Source organism: Caldicellulosiruptor diazotrophicus (genome assembly GCF_017347585.1).
GTDB classification, from domain to species: Bacteria; Bacillota; Thermoanaerobacteria; order Caldicellulosiruptorales; family Caldicellulosiruptoraceae; genus Caldicellulosiruptor; species Caldicellulosiruptor diazotrophicus.
The window spans coordinates 409,714-428,701 of record NZ_AP024480.1 but is presented as its reverse complement, the minus strand read 5'-3'; the positions used below and the strand labels follow the sequence as shown (position 1 = coordinate 428,701).

The window sequence follows — 18,988 nt, the reverse complement described above, 5'->3', positions numbered from 1 at the left end:
AAGAGCAGCCTGCTTTTGAATGGTTAAAAGACTTAAAGATCTATATCTTTGAAACTTCTTCCTTTATCTCTTTTAGTCTCTTCATCACATCATTTGTTCCCCTTCCAAAATAGTCATGAAGAATCCTGTATTCTTTGTAAAGCTTCTTGTAAATCTCGTGGTTTTGTGGATTTGGTTTGTAAGAATAGTCTTTTAGTTTTGCCATCTTCTTTGCAGCCTCAAATATGCTGTCATAACCACCTTTTTCTTTTCCTGCAGCAACTGCACCAAACATAGCAGAACCAAGTGCCGGTGTCTGAGGTGAGGCTGATACCTTTATCTCAAGCCCTGTCACATCAGCATAAATCTGCATCAAAAGCTCGTCTTTTTCAGCAATTCCGCCGCACGCATAAAGCTCTCTTACCTCAATGCCATGTTCATTGAAGTTGTCAATTATTATCTTTGTCCCATATGCCGTTGCCTCAATCAAGGCTCTATACATCTCCTCAGGCTTTGTAGTTAAGGTCATGCCAAGCATCATACCAGTGAGGTCTGCATCAACCAGAATTGACCTGTTACCATTCCACCAGTCAAGCGCTAAAAGCCCACTTTGGCCAGGCTTTAAAGCTTTTGCCTTTTCTTTGAGAAGCTGGTAGATATTTAATCCTTTTCGCTTTGCTTCATCATAGTATGTTGGTGGCACACAGTTTTCTACAAACCACTCAAAATGGTCTCCAACACAGCTCTGACCTGCCTCATACCCATAAAATCCTGGTAAAATTCCATCCTCAACATATCCGCAAATACCAGGTACCATTTTCTCTTCGTTCCACAAAAGCATGTGGCATGTAGATGTTCCAATTATCATTAGCATCTTGCCAATATCAGTAATTCCAACAGCAGGAACAGACACATGAGCATCCACATTGGCAATTGCAACAGCAGTACCGGGATTTAAGCCCATCAGTTTTGCCATCTCTTCTGTGAGCTCTCCAGCTTTCTGACCAATAGGATATATGTCGCGTGATAGCTTTTCATCAACAACATTTTCAAGCCTTGGATGAAGTGCTTTGAAAAACTCTTTTGAAGGATATCCTTCCCTCTTGCTCCAGATAGCTTTATACCCTGCTGTGCAAGAGTTTCTCTTCTCAACCCCTGTCATCTTCATTACAACCCAGTCAGCAGCCTCTATAAACCTGTCTGCTTCTTCATATACCTCTGGTGCTTCCTCTAAAATCTGCATGATTTTAGGGAATAGCCACTCGGATGAAATCTTTCCGCCATATCTTTGTAAAAACTTCTCGCCTCTTTCTTGGGCTATTTGGTTTAGCCTATTTGCATATTTTTGAGCAGCATGGTGTTTCCAAAGCTTAACATAGGCATGAGGATTAGACTTGAATTTATCTATCATGCAAAGCGGTGTTCCATCTTTTTTGATTGGAAGCATTGTACAGGCTGTAAAGTCAATGCCTATTCCAATTACATCATCTTTTGAAACTCCTGCTTTTTTCAAGACATCTGGAACGGTTGTTGCCAAGACCTCTATATAATCCTGTGGATGTTGAAGTGCCCAGTCATGAGGAAGTTTTGTACCATCTGGCAAGCTCTCGTCCATAACACCATGAGTATACTCTTTCACACTTGTTGCAACCTCTTCACCTGTCTCAACATTAACAAGCACTGCTCTTCCTGACTGTGTTCCAAAATCAATTCCTATACTGAACTTTGCCATAAAAATCCCCCTTTTCCCCTTTTGCTTGTGCATACATGTTTCTTTAAAAATATAGTAGCATATATGCAAAAAGAACAAAAGAGAAGGAATAAAAAAAGTTGTACGTGGACAATTCAACTTTAAAAATTTTTCAGTGTTTTTAACAAAACAAAACTAATAGTCATTTTTCAGCAAAAGTGATATAATAAATAAGTGGAATAGATAAGTAAGATAGAACTGAGTCAATTATCTTAGGAGGTGAAAAAATGAAGAGATTTTCAAGACTTCTAGTAAGCTTATTAGTTGTTTTACTTTTACTTTCTATATCTGTATCTTACATTTTAGGTGTGCCAAATCAGCAATCTCAGACATCTTTACTTGAAAAAAGTTTCAAAACAGAGCTTGTAAAAATCTTAAATCCTGACTCTCCTCTTTCTTGTGACATAATTTCTTCATCATCCGGGCAAAAGTCACTTGGTTATGGCCTGAATCTTACTATTAATGACGCAAAATCATACAAAGTAATTTTTGACAGAAAAAATAAAAAACTTTATATGCAGACCAAAAAAGACAATATAAATCAAACAGTTTTTTTAAACGGGCAAAATGTTTATATTCTTGACCCAAAAGATAATAAATATACTCTTTTAAACATACCAACAAATATATGGATGAGCATAAATATGATTGATAGTTCTCTTACTCAACCTATAAACAAACTATCTCAAAGCATTTTAAATTATCTTAGTTCTCAGTCATCTACAATTGCAAAAAGCGCAGTAAAGACAACAACATCTGTAGGTTTAAAAAAGATAAGTTGCTGGCAGCTTAGTGCAACCCTGCCCAGCAAGGTAATAGACCCTGCGGTTAAAGAATTTTTATCTAACTCTTCAAAATCTGTTTTGCCTCAACTTGAAATTATGCTAAATGTCTACCTAAAATCATTAACTGACGATGAGAAAAAGGCTTTAAGTTCCTTAAACATAGATGTAAATAAACTATCATCAGCTGATATCTCTAAACAAATAGAAACTAATCTTTCCAAAAAGCTAAGTTCATTAAAATTAGACGACTATAAGATTATTTTCTATATTGATGAAAAGACAGGCAAAATTGTTAAGATAATTATAAAAAATCTGCCTTCAAACGGTAGCGGTATTCAGTCAAGAGTGGAGATTTCAAATATTCAAACAGGAAACGCTGTGAAGTTCCCTCAAATTCCTCAGAATATGTTAAAAACTCAGTCAAACCAAGTAGATATTGTTGGTATTTTAAAACTGATTGAAAATTTTGTTTCAAAAATGCAGCAAATTAAATAAAATTATGTAAAATTAAGAAACTATAAAGACTGCCACATAAAGTTACCAAACCAATAAGGTGGCAGTCTTTTTATTTTTTTGATAAGACAACTGTTGCAGTAGATTACCTAATCTTTGTAACATTCTTTTAAAAATAATCACACAAAATATATCTATAATCTTGTAATTGTGAGGCATTATAAGCTCATCCAAAAAAGAAGGTGAAATCGCAAATGAAAATTAGATTTGTCTTAGCACTTTTTGTATTTATATTAATTTATACACTTATTTTTTCTAACTCAGTTTTTGCACAACCTCAGCAAACAAAGATACCAGTACTTGTATCACTATTTTGCAAAGGACCAAAAAGAAGCTCAAGAATGTAATTCTTCAACAGTTGTAGATATTAAAGAGTTTGAAAGACAAATGGAATATTTATATAAGAATAATTTTAAAACACTGACAATGGAAGAATTATATGAATTTCTGAAAGGCGAATATAATCCGCCTAAAAAATCAGTTGTGATAACAATGGACGACGGGTACAAAAACAATATTACTTTAGCATATCCTATCTTGAAAAAATATAGGTTTAGATCATGTATATTTGTAATTGGAAAATTTTTAATATCTAAAAATTACTCAAATGAATTTGAGTATCTTTCATTTGAAGACACATTTAAATATAACGACGTATTTGAATTTGGCTCCCACACATATGATATGCACAGGTTACTAAATGGAATACCGTTATTGCCTCAAGCTAACATGCTTGACATCATTTTTGATTTTGTAAACAATCAGAGGCTTATAAATTCTCCTTATTTTGCTTATCCGTTTGGTGCATATGACGAAAGAATAATAGAGGTTTTAAAGTTCTTTAACTACAAATTAGCCTTTACTACTAAAAAAGGATATGTAACATCTTCGACTGACCCATATGAAATACCGCGGTTTACAATCTCACAAAAAACTACTTTTGACCAGTTTATAAAAATTGTAAACGGTGAATATTTTGATATATACGTTCACAAATCCAGCAACAAAATACGCAAATCCTACCAACCTGCCAAATCGTTCGATGAAAAACTACAATACAATTTAGTTCAAAGGAGAGGCTAAAATGCCTCTCCTTCTTTTGTGCTCAAAATACATATAGCAAAAATTGCTATAACTGCACCCATGAACTTATTAAAAAGAAAAGGTAAAACATGAGAATAAGCAAATGTTGCCACAAATGCAAGCTGAGGGCCTAAAGCTGAAGCTGCCGTCATGCACAGGGCAGATGCTAAAATTTTTGACCTTTTGTCCATCTTATCAAAAAGGTAAAGAGTAGGCACACAGTTCACAAGTAGCATCAACATTCCTTCCAGCCCTGCTTGATTTAATGTACAAGAACTTTTAAAAAGCCTGAATCTACTCATTAGAAAATTGTAGACTATTGTAAAAAATACATAGCTGCTACCAATTAAAACTGCCATTTTAAGTGGAAGGGTTATATAGTCTTGCAAAGCTGTTTTTATGGGGACTAATGGTTTGTTTGTTAATATATGATATCCTAACAACGCAAGTCCTACAAGGTTAACAACGTTCATTGTGCTACCCAAAAATTTCATTGCAGTTATCAAAAAACGCCATCCTTTTGAAACCCCAATGGCAAGCACAAAAGTAACAATCACAACAATAGCTACCAGTTTTAATGACCTCAGTACATTATATCCCCAAAGCATGCTTGTGAACACTACTGCAATGGGAATACATCCAATTCCAATAAGACTTCCTTTTATAAAATCCTCTTCTGACTCGCCTTTCAAAATTCCAAATGCAACAGGGTATGTAAAACCAATGGTTGCCCCCAAATTTGAGCTAAGTAGAATACCGCCTATTACCTTAGCAATTTCATCTTTCGATACTTGCTGGGATATATGATACCCACCCATATCTATAGGCAAAAAACAAGAAATTAATATTGCACTGTCGGTATGAAAAAGCTGCGCTAAAAACTTTGAAGGTTTTACCAGCAACATACCCAAAAATGGATATAAATAAAGAATGCCCAGCATTGAAAAAACGGCTTTTGCCATGATGATAAAGCCTTCTTCAATTTTTGACCCAAGTTTGAGCTTGTCACCAAAGATTTTATCAATAACACCTGTTGCAAAGGCTATTGAAAATAACATAAACAAGATCTTGATTAGCTGCATCTTAAAACTCACTTCTCAAATTTCATTTGTTTAGAGTTTATTTTACTACAAATTTGAATCTTTTGCATTTTAGCTGTCTAAAATTTTGCTTAAAAAGACCATTGCCACAGCCACACCTTCATTTCACCAACTCCCCTATTGGCCCAGGCATAATAAGGAATAAACTTTATTTTTACAGGCACAAACTTTGGCCTGTGCCTCTTGTAAAGCTCTTGACCAAAATCATCTTCTGCCATCCTAAAACCATCTACTTCAACTGTGTACAAACCTCCTAAAATATTGCTATTAAATTCTAACTTGCACTTGCTGTTTACATCAACAAAAAGCAGATGCAAATTCTTGCCATTGTCTGCTTCTTCTGCACAAAATACAACAGGGCCTTTCACAACTGCCACTTTACCTACATTGCTCCTCACCTGCGGGTGTGAACTTACCATTTTAACCTCTGTTGGTATCTTTAATATAACTTGATCATTTTCTTTCCACAACCTATCAATGCAAACATAGCTGTTTTCCAGTTTCTGTATCTGTTCTTCTTCCCCATTTATATAAACCTCATAGTTTTCACACCAGCCTGGAACCCTAAGATAAAGCTTAAATCTTGCTTCTTTTGAAGGTTTTAAATCTATCTTGACCATGTCTTCAAAAGGATAACTTGACACTTGCTGGAGCAAAACCTTAGTGCCACATACTTCTACATGACTACTACTGCCGATGAATAAATTCACGTAAATTTCATCATTGGTGTAGCTATAAATATACCTGCCCAAAGACGCTAAAAGCCTTGCAACATTTGGCGGACAGCACGCACACCCAAACCACGGCTGACGCTCAGGTTTCACATGGTGTCTGTCAAACCTCTTTTCCACTTCTTTCGGATATACCTCAAGAGGGTTCACATAAAAATACTTTTTACCATCCTGCGACATAGAACCAATAACGGTGTTATAAAGAGCCCTTTCTACAACATCGTAATACTTAGCATGCGGCTCTATTTTGTTTAAGCGATGTGCAAAAAAGATAAGACCTACAGATGCACAAGTCTCAGCATATGCTGCATCATTTGGCAAATCATACTCAAATGTAAATGCCTCACCATGTGCAGATGAGCCAATTGCACCAGTGATATACATCTTCCTCTTGACTATGTTATCAAAGAGAGTCTTGCACACGTCAAAAAGCTCTTTATCCTGTGTATATGCTGCAACATCTGCCATACCAGAATAAAGATAAACTGCTCTGACAGCATGTCCCACAGCTTCTCTTTGCTCTCGAACAGGCTTATGTGCTTGCAAATACTCTCTCCCAAGTCCTTTAAAACCTTTCCAATGCTCTTTTTTGCCTCTTTTTTCCCACTCTATATCAAAGTAGTATGGTTCTTGTCCTCTTTCATCAATAAAAAACTTTGCAAGTTCAAGGTATTTGCTATTGTTTGTTACCTCATATAGTTTTACAAGAGCAAGCTCTATCTCGGGATGTCCATCGTAGCCTCTGATCTTACCCTCCTCTTTTCCAAACACACTATAGATATGGTCTGCAAGCTTGCAAACAATATCTAAAAGCTTAGTCTTTCCAGTTGCTTTAAAGTGAGCAACACCAGCTTCAATCATATGTCCTGCAGTGTAAAGTTCATGGCACTCTTCTAAATTTGTCCATCTTTTGCCCTTTTCCTTGATGGTAAAATATGTATTGAGGTACCCATCTTCCCACTGAGCCTTGCCAATCAGCTGTATAACCTCATCAACCTTCTTTTCCAAATCAGGGTCTGGATACTTTTCAAGGACGTATGAAGCTGCTTCAAGCCATTTTGCAACATCGCTATCTTGAAAGACAAATCCTTCAAACTCCCCATCTTCAAGACCTGCTGCTATTTTGAAATTCTTTATTGCATGGCTCTTGACAGGAATATCAACAAGGTCATTTAAAATTTCCCACTGATATGGTACAACTACATCACGAACAAGGTCTATATACCTTCCCCAAAATGGGTCTTTGATAATGACATCTTTTATTTCTGGGGATTTCAAAGAATTTGTGAAAGGATTTTTAGTCATATTTTCCCACCACCTAAGTATTTAATTTTATCCTTTGTCTTTATTTTCTGACACTATTCTTACTTTTTCAAGTTGAAAAAACAATAATTTTGGTGGAAAAATTTGATTTAACTTTTTGCCTTGATTTGTTGTCATGACCAGACTTATATCACTTCATTATATATTTTATACAACTTGTTGCTCTCAGTTTTGAGCATATTTAAATTGCCTTTTTTTGGCTTAAATTTTAAAGGTCTCAGAAAAATAAACCACTTGAGCTATTTTTCAGTTAGCTCAATTTTTAGTGCATAATCTCTACAACGTGTATATTTTACTATCTATAAAACATCAAAATAACAATTGAATTAAATCTTTTAGGGGAATATAATTTTGTATGTGAATATAACTTTAAATTAACTACTCAGAGGGGGAGTTTTGGTTTGTTTGAAAAGCTAAAGAGAATCCTTATAGGAAAACCTTTACCAAATGAAGCAGAGAAGACAGAAAAATATGGTGTTTTATGGGGATTACCGATTTTGTCAAGTGATGCTATATCATCTGTTGCATACGCTGGACAAGAAATTTTGTATGTACTCTTGCCTGCAATAGGATTTCTCGCTTTTAAAGAAATATCTGTTGTAACTGCCGCAATCATAATACTTCTTTTTATTTTAATGCTCTCTTACAGACAAACTATTGAAAACTATCCAAATGGCGGCGGTGCGTTTATTGTTGCAAAAGACAATCTTGGTGTTTTGGCAGGCATTATGGCAGGGGCTGCTTTGTCTGTTGATTACATCTTGACAGTGGCAGTTTCTATTTCTTCAGGTGTTGACCAGATTGTAACCGCACTTGAATTTTTAAAGCCGTATAAGATTGCCCTGTGTTTATTTTTAGTTCTATTTTTGATGATTGGAAATTTACGAGGAATAAGAGAATCATCCAGAATATTTGGTATACCTGCATATGCTTTTATGTTTTCAATTTTGGCTTTAATTATAGGGGGTTATATAAAGCTAAAGCTAGGATATGTTCCACCAGAGCCAAAGATTAATTATTCCACGCATCCTGTTACTCTCGTTTTGCTTTTGAAGGCATTTGCAAGCGGGTGCACAGCACTGACTGGAATTGAGGCTGTATCAAATGCTGTTCCAAACTTTAAGGACCCGGCAACAAAACATGCTAAAACTGTTTTGCTTTTATTATCTTTGATAATCCTTGTGTTATTCGGCGGAACAACACTTTTGGCAACACACTATCATATAGTTCCTACTGAAGGTGCCATGCTTGTTTTGATGGCACAAGAAATTTTTGGTAAAAGCTTTATGTATTACATTGTTGCTGCAACAACCTTTATAATCCTTGTTTTTGCTGCAAACACTGCGTTTTCGGGCTTTCCAATGCTTGTTGCTGTCATGGCAAAAGAAGAATTTGTTCCAAGGCAGCTGAGCCTCAAAGGTGATAAGCTTTCATACTCAAATGGAATTATCATCCTTGCTCTGGTATCCGCACTCTTGATTGTAGCATTTAATGGTAACGTCACAGCACTCATTGGACTTTATGCGGTTGGTGTTTTTATATCATTTACACTATCTCAATCAGGTATGTTTGTAAGATGGCTTAAGAACAAAGGCAGTCATTGGCACATAAAAGCATTTATAAATGGATTTGGTGCACTCACAACATTTGTTGTTGTTATTATAATTGCAATAACTAAATTCAAAGAAGGTGCATGGATTGTAGTTCTTTTAATTCCTCTACTTGTCTTTGCAATGATAAAGGTAAAGCTTCATTATATTGCTGTTGCTGACCAGTTAAGAGTAAAGCCTGAAGATAAAGAACTTTTGGACGTTGAACACAATATATATAGAAACAGGGTTATTGTTCCTATTGAAAGTTTAAACAAGGCAAGCATTCGTGCTTTGAGATTTGCAAAGACAATCTCAGACAATGTAATTGCTTTTAATGTATCAATAAATGAAGAGCAGGCAAAAAAGCTCCAAGAAAGATATAAAATGCTCAACTGCTCCATACCACTTGTAATAAGGTATTCACCTTATAGAAAAATATTAGAACCGCTTTTAGAGTATATAAAGTCAGAAGAATATAACTACCAAAAGGGGGACATGATAACAGTCATCATACCTAAATTCACCGTACAGCGCTGGTGGCAAAAGATTTTGCACAACCATACATGGCTGTTTATAGAAAAAGAGCTTTTAAAACACAAGCACATTGTTGTATCTGTTATGCCACTTAAGCTAAAAGATGATGATGTGATTTTGAAGAAAAAGAACAAACCTTTGTGGAAGGTATTAGAGGAAGATTAGCTTTCTAAAGATTTAATCTCGATTATAACTGATAATAAATAATAAAAAAAGGGAGCTGACCTGTCTTGAGGTTCAGCTCCCTTTTTGTATGTTATTTCTTTAAATTGCTCAGTGCCCTGAAAAGCAATGTCAAAAATTCAGCTCTTGTAATTGTATTTTGTGGTCTGAATGTGCCATCTGGATAACCCTTGACAATTCCAAGTTTGTATGCCTTTGTAAGATATTCAACATCAGTAGATGACTGTTCAAGCAAGTCACTAAATTCAATCTCTGCAGGTTCCACATTAACTCCGACCTTTTCTAATACCTTCATAATTATCGATACAGCTTCAATCCTTGTAAGTGGCCTATTAGCATCGTCAACTTCTGAGATAACTTCATTGTCAAGTAGTGCTTTGATAGCTGATAGTGCCCAGCCAGGAACATTTGCAGGCTTGTTGCTCATATCCTTTGGTTGAACTTCAAACGCTCTCTGAACAATTACAGCTGCTTCAGCAAGTGTTACATTCTTTGAAGGCTTTAATGTCATGTCATTGTAACCCACAACTAACCCAGATGTTACTGCTTGTTTAAATGTGTCATAAGCCCAATAATTTTTTGTAACATCTTTATAAACTTCTTCTAATTTTGCAGCAACTACAACTACTGCCCCTTCTTTTGTTGCATTAACAACAACTTTGTTCACTTCTTTCTTAACAGGAACAAGCACTGCTTTGTTTGTTTCATCTATTACAAACGCAACAGGTATCTTACCTTCCTTGAAAGATACAGGGTCGACCTTTATTTCAATAGGAACAGGTTTCATAAAATCTGCATTTTCAACTGTGAGTTTAATAGCAGGAGTAATATTTATTCCAATATTGATACCGGTATCTAATTTTTCAATTTTTTCTACTTTGATTAATGCATTTCTGCTTGTAACAGCATCAGGTGAAACAACAACCTTTATGTCTTGCCCCAGTCTGATTGTTGCTGGCTTATCAGCTTCAAGTTTAACAGTTGCTATATTCTGTGAAGCTGTAGAAGTTGTTTGTTGTTGCTGGGTTGTAGTTTGCGTTTGCTGCTGAGTCTGCTGCTGTCGCTGGGTTTGTTGCGTCGTGGTTGTCGTTGTACCTGTTGAAGGCGTTGGTATCATCACTGTTGACGGTGATGATACTGTATTTCTTGTAATATTAATTGTGTAAACTTTTGTTGAACCATCATCAGCGACAACTTTGATACGAACTGTATTCGCACCTACATTTAGAGATATTGCCCTTGTATTACTCTGAACATCATTGATGTAAACAATGGATGTTGGAGCCTCAGGTACTGCAGTAACTGTAATTGCAGTTGTTTCATATGGCACTGAAATGTTATATGAAATTACATCTTTATTGAATGAAAGTGTTCCGGCACTTATTACAAGTTGTTTGAGGTTTGGATTCTTGTAAAGTGTTGGTACAACAATAGTATCCCAAGCTGGGTCAATTGTAAATCTACTTGTTGAAAAATCTTTTCCAACTGGTATAATGCCTCTTAATTGCCAATCACAGAAATCAAGTAAATTAGCTATATCTTCTAATGTTATTGCATGACTGCCATCTCTTAATGCAAAACCTATTTTATCTGGTATACCAAGGAATTCATATACTTTTCTTGCACCAATGTAAGATACCCAAGTACCTTCAGGATTTGTACCCCAGTCTGAATACCCTCCTGTGATAATAACAGTTCTTGGTGCACATAGAGCAATCAATTCGTGTTGGTCAAAAGGCAATTGTCTTGGATCTTTGAATTCTAAGAACACTGAATTGAACCAATGTGCCTCTGTATTCCCTTGTAAGTTAGCAAATGATTCTGTATTACCTGCAACACCCCATGGATATTGTTTACCGTCAAATTTAATTCTAAACGAACCTGCTCCGCCTTGACCCGATGCATGAGGATTTACAACTGCAAATCTATCATCAAACGCACCAGCAACAAGAGCAGCTTTACCATATCTTGAGAAGCCTGTAACTATTGCTTTTGTTGGATCTATTTCAGGTATTGCTCCTTTATATAACACATCAAGAATCTTGGAAGCACCCCAAGCCCATGCCATAAGAACACCAGTGTCTTCGTTTACTTTTTTAGAACGCGGGTAGAGTGTATAAAATGCTCCTCTGTAACTCGAATCATCACTTGCTACATCGTTTGGCATAAATGTAACTACAGCATAACCTCTTTTGTTTGCAATCGGTGCATAGTTTATAAACTGCCATGTAGTCCAATCAAATGATGCTAAATAACCAAGAGAAATTATAACTGGATAAGGTGGTTCATACACTGATTGTGATGTTGGTAATGAAACTGTTGCATTGAATGATGCTTGTTTGCCTCCTTTTTTGACTGTTATAGTCAATGTATTTCCATTTAATGTGTATGTTACTTCCTCAACTGTACTATCAGGTTTGTATCCATACATATAGAACTGATATAAATCCTTTAATTCAGCAGCACGTTTAGACCAATCACTACGTCTTTGAACTTTTGAACCATCACTGAACGTGAATGGATCAGGTAACTGTTCAATAATTGGCATCGTTTCTGGCTCTGGATATTTGTCACTTCTTCTTAAATTATTGAGTGCATTCTTTAATTGTTCAAGTGCTGAATCTAACTGCTGCTGTGTGTATTGTCCGCTTTGTAAAAGTATTTCTGCTTCAGCTATTGGATCATTTAATATGTTCCCATTTATAAATACATGTTTGTCAATACTTTTTGCATATTCGAGATAGCACATCAAATCATATGGATTGAGTTTAGGCGTAACTTGTAAAGGCCTCCCTATCAGTTTAACTTCGCCGAACAACGATGGATTTTGCCATGCGTTTCCTGTTCTATCAAACATGTTTATTGTTGCTACTCTTCTTCCACTTGAATCTGCTTCATTAATCTGGAACTCAAATCCCATAATAGTACCATTTGTAGGCTTTATATTCAAAGCTATTCTTGCTTCTACTCTATAGCCGTTTGGCAGAAGTTTAGTTTTTGTATAAAATCTTAGGATGTCACCCGCATCTGTTGTCTTAAGGTTGTCATAATTTACTCTATAGTGTAGGTCGTCAGGTTGATAAGAAATTGCCCTATCAAAGTTTTCATCTATAAACACTTCAACAGAATCTTGTTGATATGGTGTCGAGTTAGCAGAATTCAAAACTTGATCATAAACTTCTGCTAAGACATATAATGCTTTGTCATCCCATAATAATTTGAACTTACCTGATGTTTGAGTACTTGTTGAATAAATTGCTGGAACATTCCAATCTACAGTATCCCAGATTTCATCTACTTCACCATCAATATCTGGTGAACCATAATTTGCATATATCCTCTTTGCTTGTTGTGGATTTATACCAGCCAATTCAATGCACCCAAACCCAGTAGTATCTCTCCAGTCATTTCCACTCTTGTCGTTCCATGTAATGATATTTACTCTCTTACCTGTATGGTCGGCGTCGTTTACTTGAACATCAAAACCTATTATCATGCCTTCAGAAAGATTTGTTGTTCTCATATAAACCTTTGCCTCAACTGTGTATCCAAATGGAGTTATCTTTGTGTTTGTGATAAAGTTCTGTGCTGAACCGTTTGTACCAAATGTCTGTGTGTTTTCATAATTTACTCTGTATTGAACATCGTCATCTTCATAGAAAGAGGTTTTATGATTATTCTCATCCACAAAGAATTCAATCGAATCTTGCTCCCATGGATTTACATTAGCTTTGTTTAAAAGTGGGTCATATACGTCTGCCCAAATATATAGAGCAGTTTCATCCCATAAAAGCTTAACATTTGCATAAGCTGTTGCATATACAGTACCACTTACCTGAATTGGTGTCTGGGTTGTTATTTGGGTTGCAAAGTCCCATATTGGGTCTTCATTGCCATCTATCCTAGGTGTCCCTTTATATACTGTAGCAAATTTTATGCTATCAGTCATACTTAAAATACCATAATTATCAGTTGCATATAACTGGGAATTTGTCTTATCATTCCAGCAGAATACGTTAGTATCATCTCTTACTACTAAATCAAACCCGATATTAGATCCTTTAGCAAGTTGATTGTCAAGAATAATCTTAGCTTCAACAACATATGAACCTTGCTGCGATACAACTTTGTATGCTGCAATTTTTCCGTCTTGCAGTTCTGTCAACACGCCACCTCTGGTTATAATAGCCCAAAAATCATCTGCTTTTAGCTCAGGAAGCTTTGCATTATCTTGATCAATGCATACCATAATATAATCAGTTGATGGATTATACGTTGAGTCATTCACATATACGTACAGGTATACTTCATTAGTATTCCACAAAGCCCGTGCTGTAGCTTTTGTATTACCTGAATCATCTTTTATTTCAATTGGAACAGCACCTTTGTATTCCCTGTCCATAACACCATCTATTGCTGCTGAAGCATTGATAGCATATGCCTTATTTATTGCAAGAGGCAAAACTGAAGGTTCTACAATCGCCCAGTAGCTGTATTTTGCTTGATAGTTGCTATCGAAAAGCAATGGCCAATTGTTTCTATCTTTTGATAGCCACGAATAATCATCTTTAAGACCCCAAAGTGTTACATTTGTTATTCTGTCGCTGTGGCGTTTTAACATCTCAAATAACTCTTTGAATTTCAAAGCTTGTTTAATCATTATGTCTTGTGGCAATGTGTCATAACGCTGGCTGCTGCTTGTATAAACACTTATGTCAAGCTCTGTTATCTGAATTTCAAGCCCAGGGATTGTTGAAAATAGATTGATTGTGTTTTCTATCTCTTTAACTGTTGGAGAATCAACATTAATGTGGCCTTGCAAACCAACACCATCAATTAAGTTCATATCGTGTAATTTTTTGACCATGTTGTAAATGAACTGTCTCTTCTTTGGATTTTCAGTGTTGTAGTCATTATAGAAAAGCTTTGCACTTGGGTCTGCCTGTCGTGCATATTGGAATGCCAAGATAATATATTCAGGTATTCCACCGGTTTCTGGAGTTGGCCCTAAAATTCTGTACCATTCACTTCTTCTGTATCCATCTGGTTGATTTTCGTCAATTGCTTCATTTACAACGTCCCATGCATAAATTTTACCTTGATACCTTGACATAACAGTCTGAATATGAGTTTTTAATCTATCTCTTAAAAGTTGTTTATCTTCTGGATTGCTCGGATCAAGCGCCGTCCCGTCACTGTGCTGGAAGAACCATGATGGGGTTTGCTGATGCCAAACTAAAGTATGCCCTCTTATACCAATATTATTGTTCTGGGCAAAGTTAACATATTGATCCGCTATAGTAAAATTAAACTGACCTTCTGTTCTTTGAAGTGCATCTGGTTTCATTTCATTTTCAGCAGTAATACTGTTGAAGTGCTTTAGTACCATTGCACTTTCAACAGGATTTTGCAAAACCTTATAAGGTATTGCAACACCAATTGAGAAGTACTGGCTGTAATGCTGACAAAGTGATGGAATCTCCCATTCTGGCTGTTTTGCTGCAGTTGGAATTGTAATTGGGTTTTTATCTATTACTGTAAAATCATCAAGATAAAAACTCAATGTAGCATTTGGTGACTCAACATAGAATACAAGCTGAGTTGCAGTCTGTGGCACTTGGTATGAACCTGAGACCTCTGTCCATGTGCCAGATGGAACTGTTTGCTGGTATTTTATAGAATCATAACTTGTGGTATTATCTGAATTTTTTCTTTGCATTGTAAGAGTTATTTTTTGGTCACTTCCACTATCTTGATAAACCCATATACTAAATTGATACTCTTTCCCCTTTTCAAGAAGACTTGTCAAATCCATCTGTGCACCATGCCAGGTAGATGTTCTTCCAGATACATACAATGCCTTTGTCCCAGAGTGATAATAAACATTATCATAAACTGTAAGTGAAACAGTACCTCCTCTTGGAACAAATTCCTCAGTCGATCCACTTTCAAATGTACATGATTTAATTAGACCCGGATTTACAACAGGTGGATTTTTGTCCACTGCTGAAAAGTCATCAAGGTAAAAACTCAAAGTAGCATTTGGAGATTCTACATAGAACGTAAGTTTAATTGCAGTCTGTGGCACTTGGTATGAGCCTGTTATTTCAGTCCATACACCTGATGGAACAGTCTGCTGCCATTTTATGGTATCATAATTTGTGGTATTATCTGCATTCTTTCTCTCCATCGTAAGTGTTATCTTTTGGTCACTTCCACTGTTCTGATAAACCCATATGCTAAACTGATACTCTTTCCCCTTTTCAAGAATATTTGTAAAATCTATTTGAGCACCCTGCCATGTTTGAGCCCTTCCTGTAACATATAAGCTCTTGCTACCCAAATGTGCAACTGTATCGACTACAGAAATTTGAGCATCTGAGCCAGTTCCTCTTGCCTGCCAGCCTTCGGTGCTACCGCTTTCAAACGTAGATGATTTTACAATGCCTGATGAAGTTGACTGAGCAGATGTTACAATTACACTATCGGCATAGAATTCAACTGATTTGTTAGAAGGAACACATACAAGAAGTTTAACTATTTGGAGAGGATTAGAGGTACTAATAGTAAATTTACCAAATATTTGTTTCCAGTAATTTGGCATTACTACTTTGTCTGCAATCTGTATATATTTTTCACTTGCACTGTCTTTCACATATACGTATACCGCAAATCTTTGCGGCTTTGCATCATTATGATAAACAAACATAGATACAGTATATGTGGTATTTACCGAAACGTTTGAAGTAATATCAACAACTGCCCCATCCCACGATGAATTTCTGCCTGAAACTTTTAAAGAGTAATCTCCTTCATAAGCCACTCCGTAAACGGTTGAAACAGTAGTTGAGGTTCCTCTTCCTGTCCACCCCTGGGTACCGTTTTCAAAGTCAAATTTTAAATTAGTTTGGCTGCTTTGAGCTTTTGCAACCGGTGTCAAAAAAGATTGGTATATTGGATTTAGCAATGAGATGACAAATATCAGCATCACAAGAAATGCTATAAGTCGCTTTTTCATTATTTTATCTTCCCTCCCTTTATTTTGGCTTGAGAATAATATATAACATTAAATTTCAAACTTAAACCCCAAAAATTTGACTAAAATCTCCTAAAAATTAAATTAAATTTGATTTCAATATTGACTGAATTTTTCTAATATTCTTTAATATTTCATTTATAACAAACAAAATAAGCACAGCAGTTTTTACTTCTGCTGTGCTTGAATAATATAAACTTATCTAAATTCTACAATTTATTTATATGCATTTTTCATTATCTGCACAGTTTCTTCAAAAGAAAGCTTATATGGGTCAACCTCAAAAAGTCCACCCATTGTTTTTACTGCGTTGTCAGCAAGCTTTTCTATTTCATTTCCTTTTATTCCATAGTCAGACATCTTTAAATTCCCAACTCCACACTCTTCTTGAAGCTTTTTCATTGTCTTGACAAATGCAAATGGTCTTTCATCCTCTGGCAAGGAATCCACATCAACACCCATTGCCTTTGCAAGCTGAACATATTTTTCAGGCACTTTTGATGCAAAGAATGTATGGTATGCTTCAGATAGCATTATAAGTCCTGCACCGTGTGGCAAATCTGGGTAAAATGCAGAGAGAGCATGTTCCATTGAATGCTCTGATGTACAGCTGGAAGTCGACTCAACAAACCCTGCCAAAGTGTTTGCAAGTGCAACATATGTTCTTGCCTCTATATTTGTCCCATCTTTTACACAAAGAGGCAAGTATTTTGCTATAAGCTCAACGCTTTTGAGGGCAAACATACTACTGACCGGAGTTGCAATCTTTGCAATATACCCTTCGACTGCATGGAAGAAAGCGTCAAACCCCTGATATGCTGTCAAATGCGGTGGAACACTCAACATAAGTTCTGGGTCTACAACCGACAAAGTTGGGAATGTGTACTGGTTACCATAACCTATCTTCTCGTTTGTCTCTTCATTTGTTATAACAGTCCAAGGGTCAGCCTCTGTTCCAGTTCCAGCTGTTGTTGTTATTGCCACAATAGGAAGTGCACCGTTTGATGGAAATTTACCTTTTCCGCTACCTCCAACAATATAGTCCCAGTAATCACCATCGTTTTTTGCCATAATAGCAATGCTTTTTGCAGAGTCGATGCTACTTCCTCCACCAAGACCAATTACAAAGTCACAGCCTTCTTCTTTTGCTAATTTTGCCCCTTCCATAACATGTTTTTTAATTGGATTTGGCAAAATCTTGTCAAATATAACATAATCAACTTTCTTTTCTTTCAATATTGATGTAAGTCTGTCTAAATACCCATACTTTTTCATAGACGTTCCAGCAGATATTACAATCAAGGCTTTCTTTCCGGGCAAATTTTCGTCTTTGAGTCTGTTCAAACTTCCTGGTCCAAACAATATTTTTGTGGGTATAAAATAATTGAAAACCAAGTTTTCCATTGCATATTCCCTCCACACTTTTAATCTGTAAATGCCAAAACACAATCTCTTTTAAGTTTAGTATAATATACTTGATGTCATTTACAAAGAGCGCACTTTTTTAATATTAAGTATCATAGATGATACCAAAGGAAGGTGTTTTTTCTATGTCCCAAAAGCAGAAGGTCAAAGAAGCAACATGCGAGATTGAAGTTGCATTTGAAGTAATAGGCGGAAAATGGAAACCTTTGATTTTGTGGTATTTAGGAGAGTACGGAACACTTAGATTTGCTCAGCTGCAACACTTAATTCCTGATATTACTCACAGAATTTTAACAAAACAGCTTCGTGAGCTTGAGGAGTATGGACTTGTTGAGAGAAAGGTCTATCCTGAAGTACCTATTAAGGTTGAGTATACAATAACCGAAAAAGGAAAAGAAGTACTACCTATCTTAGATATGATGTGCGACTGGGCTGATAAGTACAACTATTTTGGATATAAACTAAAGTACTGTCTTTGCAATGAAGATTCCTGTGAGATTGCTCAGGATGATTCCTGAACACAGAGAAAAGCCGCTGGCAAAATTTTAAAATTAAAAAGGGGGATATTTACAAATGTACATTTTTGTCTATGGCAGCCTTCTTTCTCATAACAGCCACAACTATTTGCTCAAAGGCTGTAAATTTATAGGAAAAGCCCTTTTAGAAGGCTTTGGGCTTTACAAGGTAAGCTGGTACCCAGCGATAGTACCAAAAGAAAACTCAAAGGTGCTGGGTGAGGTTTACCAAATTGACCCAAGCACCTTGAAAAAGATAGATGAATTTGAGGATGAAGGTGAGCTTTACAAAAGAAAAGAGGTTGAGGTTGTGCTTGAGAAAGGTGACATTTTGAAAGCTTGGACTTATGTGTATTTGTTTGATGTTGATGAGGATAACTACGTTCCTTTTGAGAATCAACCATGGAGGGGATGAAGCTTTATACTTGCCTGGAAAAAC

The 18,988-nt window shown here is 36.0% G+C and carries 10 protein-coding genes; 5 read left to right on the top strand and 5 right to left on the bottom strand.

What is annotated here, in order from left to right:
- Window positions 1-40: 40 nt before the first annotated feature.
- Window positions 41-1,711 (bottom strand): ribulokinase, encoded by a 1,671-nt coding sequence (locus CaldiYA01_RS01805; RefSeq protein ID WP_207180734.1) that lies wholly within the window; start codon window positions 1,709-1,711, stop codon window positions 41-43.
- A gap of 245 nt (window positions 1,712-1,956) precedes the next feature.
- Here CaldiYA01_RS01805 and CaldiYA01_RS01800 point away from each other — a divergent pair, with 245 nt between their 5' ends.
- Entirely contained in the window at window positions 1,957-3,009 is a 1,053-nt protein-coding gene (locus tag CaldiYA01_RS01800) for a DUF2092 domain-containing protein (protein ID WP_207180733.1), read from the top strand.
- A gap of 318 nt (window positions 3,010-3,327) precedes the next feature.
- A complete protein-coding gene (locus tag CaldiYA01_RS01795; RefSeq protein WP_238480572.1) occupies window positions 3,328-4,110 on the top strand; it encodes a polysaccharide deacetylase family protein in 783 nt (260 codons plus the stop codon).
- Here CaldiYA01_RS01795 and eutH read toward each other — a convergent pair.
- Window positions 4,107-5,192 carry an ethanolamine utilization protein EutH gene (gene eutH, locus CaldiYA01_RS01790; RefSeq protein ID WP_207180731.1) on the bottom strand — a complete coding sequence of 362 codons (1,086 nt, stop codon included), beginning with the start codon at window positions 5,190-5,192 and terminating at the stop codon, window positions 4,107-4,109. The two genes, CaldiYA01_RS01795 and eutH, sit on opposite strands and share 4 nt — an antisense overlap.
- A gap of 89 nt (window positions 5,193-5,281) precedes the next feature.
- On the bottom strand, window positions 5,282-7,246 hold the full coding sequence (locus tag CaldiYA01_RS01785) for a glycoside hydrolase family 127 protein (RefSeq protein ID WP_207180729.1): 1,965 nt from the start codon (window positions 7,244-7,246) through the stop codon (window positions 5,282-5,284).
- Window positions 7,247-7,665: 419 nt separating this feature from the next.
- Here CaldiYA01_RS01785 and CaldiYA01_RS01780 point away from each other — a divergent pair, with 419 nt between their 5' ends.
- Window positions 7,666-9,555, top strand: coding sequence for an APC family permease (locus CaldiYA01_RS01780; protein WP_207180727.1), 1,890 nt, complete (start codon window positions 7,666-7,668; stop codon window positions 9,553-9,555).
- A gap of 91 nt (window positions 9,556-9,646) precedes the next feature.
- On the opposite strand, the gene CaldiYA01_RS01775 is transcribed toward CaldiYA01_RS01780, so the two are convergent.
- Both CaldiYA01_RS01775 and CaldiYA01_RS01770 read right to left on the bottom strand, forming a co-directional pair.
- The gene (locus CaldiYA01_RS01775; RefSeq protein ID WP_207180725.1) at window positions 9,647-16,591 is read right to left on the bottom strand and encodes an endo-1,4-beta-xylanase; all 6,945 of its coding nucleotides are present in this window, start codon (window positions 16,589-16,591) and stop codon (window positions 9,647-9,649) included.
- A gap of 234 nt (window positions 16,592-16,825) precedes the next feature.
- Window positions 16,826-18,013, bottom strand: coding sequence for an iron-containing alcohol dehydrogenase (locus CaldiYA01_RS01770; protein WP_207180723.1), 1,188 nt, complete (start codon window positions 18,011-18,013; stop codon window positions 16,826-16,828).
- 146 nt (window positions 18,014-18,159) lie between these two features.
- Between CaldiYA01_RS01770 and CaldiYA01_RS01765 the strand changes: the two genes are divergently transcribed.
- A complete protein-coding gene (locus CaldiYA01_RS01765; protein ID WP_207180721.1) occupies window positions 18,160-18,552 on the top strand; it encodes a winged helix-turn-helix transcriptional regulator in 393 nt (130 codons plus the stop codon).
- Between the two features lie 55 nt (window positions 18,553-18,607).
- Window positions 18,608-18,964 (top strand): gamma-glutamylcyclotransferase family protein, encoded by a 357-nt coding sequence (locus CaldiYA01_RS01760; protein ID WP_207180719.1) that lies wholly within the window; start codon window positions 18,608-18,610, stop codon window positions 18,962-18,964.
- Window positions 18,965-18,988: the final 24 nt, after the last annotated feature.